Genomic DNA, 2,193 nt, shown 5'->3' on the forward strand with positions numbered 1-2,193 from the left:
TGTCTGAAACCGAGTATGAGACACTTAAACTTTATGCCAAAGCCAAGCAAGTTCCCATGTCTGAAGTTCTAAGAGACTATATTAAGACTCTAGAGAAGCCGTCCTAGAAGGACGTTGCTCTAAACCCAATTTTTCGGTAAATCAGGGATAACCGATCCGATCGCTCTCTCCTTGTTCAGCCTATTCCAGAGTAGAGGGATCGATCCCTTGTTCTAGCAGACGCTGGCGTAAGGCTTGTAACTTCGCTTCTGCTTGTTGAGCGCGTCTACGTTCCTCTTCTAGAGCCAATTCTGCTTGTTCAGCCCGTTGGCGTTCCTGCAAGCGATCGCGTTCCGACTCATCCGGACTCCGCAAATACTCCCCACTCTCCCGGTCAAAAAAGCGCAATTTACCATCCGGCAGCACCCGCATCTCCAACCCTAAAACTGGAGAGAACACCGATAACGTACCATCAGCCAACTCATTCAGCGTCAATAACTGATACTCTCCATTCACTAATCTCCGTCCTCTCAACCGAGGCTGCAAATAATCCCCACTGGGGTCATATTGGAAATATTCCGTTACTCCCATCTGAGCATAGGTAACCGGTTTATCCCGTTCATCCTTGTGTCGCGTACTCATGGAAGTCACTTCCAAAACCCAATCCGGATAACGGTTATTTTCTTCCCAGACGCGGTAACTTCTGCGGGGGCGGTTTTCTACTCCAAAAACCACGAATACATCCGGACAAACCACCGCATCGGGTACTCCTTGTTCATAGGAGAGCCAGAGATTACCAGAAACGTAAACATCCGAACGCTCTTGAAAGTAGAATTTCAGGGATTCTACGCCATAAACAAGGTAATCGCGGGCGGGGTCACTTTCAGCCATGGGCGCTCCATCGGGTTCGGGGTAAATAAGGGGACTTTTTAGGGAAGTGGGGTTCATGGTGAGGGATGTAATGAATTAAGTGATTACGGATTGGAGGGGTCTATTCCTTGTTTTAACAGATGTTGGTGTATCCCATAATAAATCTCTTGGGTATCCTGGGGGCGATCGCCGAAAAATTCCCGGATTAAATGACGAACGCTATACTCATCGTTAAGCATAATTCTCTTCAAGGCTGGGGTGTGGTTCTCCCATGATCGATCCGTTATCTGGTGTTTTATTGCCCGTTTTGATTAATTTTGTTACCGGACGTGCCGATGCTAAGGTATTGGCTCCTGGTTTAGATCGGCAGCTTGAACGGTTGCAACAGCGCCAAATTCCTCTCAATCATGATGTAGAAAAAGAACTGCGGCGATCGCTCTTTTTGGCTCTGAAACAGTTAGCCGTTCAATGTCAGAAGCCATTGGAAGTTCCAGCCACTTACTATCGGGGAATACCAAGTAATCAAGCAGCGCGTGAATTAGAGTGGCTCAAGGCGAAAGTTGGGGAACTCGAACAAGTTATTTCACAACTGCTACAAAGTTCTCTGGAAGATTGCCCAAAGTCTCTCCTATCCTGACTTCTACCAAGCTTGGCACGGTTCGCTCCCCTCTCCCGTCAACCTCGCCGAATTTCCCCAACTCCTACGCGCTGCTCTCCCGGAACAACTGGATTATTGATGGCAGTACATTTATCGATCGCGATAATCCAGCAAACTATGTGTATGATCAAATGCTCGAACAAGGCTGTCCCACAAGCCAAAGCGGTCAGCCAGATGACATGGAGGACTTACAATCCTACTGGAAAAGCCTATGCGACACCAGCAACCCTCCCCTAGCTCTGATCTTCTACGAAAACCCCCAACCCCCAGCCCCCCAAGGCTTCAGCGACACCTTCCTGGAGGCTCTCACCCGCTTCCAGGGTAAACTCTGCGTCGTTACCGAGCCACCCCATCCCTCGCTGCCAACCTTCTCCCCGAAACATCCCCGCTTGATTGAGCAGATTTTGGCGTTCTTAGAGCGCTAGGTGGGGATTAGAAACCGGGTTTCTGCCCAGGTTCTCGACTCTCTCCCAAGTTCTCGTAGAAACCCGGTTTCTTTGTGAATTATAATTGAGTTCAATCTCAAGGGAAGAGGTTAATGAGTACAAAAATATGCGATCGCCTGCTTGATGAGCGCCTAGGAATTACGCGAGAACAACTGGCTGATTTTTGCCAGCAGTCGGGTATCGTGGAAGTCTCTGTATTTGGCTCGATTCTCCGAGAAGATTTTAACCCAGATAGCGATA

Annotated in this window: 6 protein-coding genes; 4 read left to right on the forward strand and 2 right to left on the reverse strand. The window is 48.7% G+C overall.

Features of this window, described 5'->3' with window-relative positions; translation table 11 throughout:
• Nucleotides 1–180: 180 nt before the first annotated feature.
• Together PMG71_RS22035 and PMG71_RS22040 are read right to left on the reverse strand one after the other, a co-directional pair.
• Nucleotides 181–927 carry a Uma2 family endonuclease gene (locus PMG71_RS22035; protein ID WP_283755887.1) on the reverse strand — a complete coding sequence of 249 codons (747 nt, stop codon included), beginning with the start codon at nt 925–927 and terminating at the stop codon, nt 181–183.
• 26 nt (nt 928–953) lie between these two features.
• The gene (locus PMG71_RS22040; protein ID WP_283755888.1) at nt 954–1,088 is read right to left on the reverse strand and encodes a hypothetical protein; all 135 of its coding nucleotides are present in this window, start codon (nt 1,086–1,088) and stop codon (nt 954–956) included.
• 32 nt (nt 1,089–1,120) lie between these two features.
• Here PMG71_RS22040 and PMG71_RS22045 point away from each other — a divergent pair, with 32 nt between their 5' ends.
• The 4 genes from PMG71_RS22045 to PMG71_RS24060 form a co-directional block, all read left to right on the forward strand.
• Complete coding sequence (locus tag PMG71_RS22045; protein WP_283755889.1) at nt 1,121–1,486, forward strand: hypothetical protein; 366 nt, start codon at nt 1,121–1,123, stop codon at nt 1,484–1,486.
• The gene (locus tag PMG71_RS24275) at nt 1,410–1,586 is read left to right on the forward strand and encodes a hypothetical protein (protein ID WP_430541026.1); all 177 of its coding nucleotides are present in this window, start codon (nt 1,410–1,412) and stop codon (nt 1,584–1,586) included. The genes PMG71_RS22045 and PMG71_RS24275 overlap by 77 nt, the downstream gene beginning before the upstream one ends.
• Nucleotides 1,582–1,932, forward strand: a complete 351-nt coding sequence (locus tag PMG71_RS22050; RefSeq protein ID WP_430541027.1) for an NACHT C-terminal alpha/beta 1 domain-containing protein — start codon at nt 1,582–1,584, stop codon at nt 1,930–1,932. Before PMG71_RS24275 ends, PMG71_RS22050 begins: the two co-directional genes overlap by 5 nt.
• Before the next feature lie 113 nt (nt 1,933–2,045).
• On the forward strand, nt 2,046–2,193 hold a 148-nt coding region (locus PMG71_RS24060), incomplete at its 3' end, for a nucleotidyltransferase domain-containing protein (RefSeq protein ID WP_347179369.1).

The sequence above is a fragment of the Roseofilum acuticapitatum BLCC-M154 genome, assembly GCF_030068475.1.
In the GTDB taxonomy this organism is placed as follows: domain Bacteria; phylum Cyanobacteriota; class Cyanobacteriia; order Cyanobacteriales; family Desertifilaceae; genus Roseofilum; species Roseofilum acuticapitatum.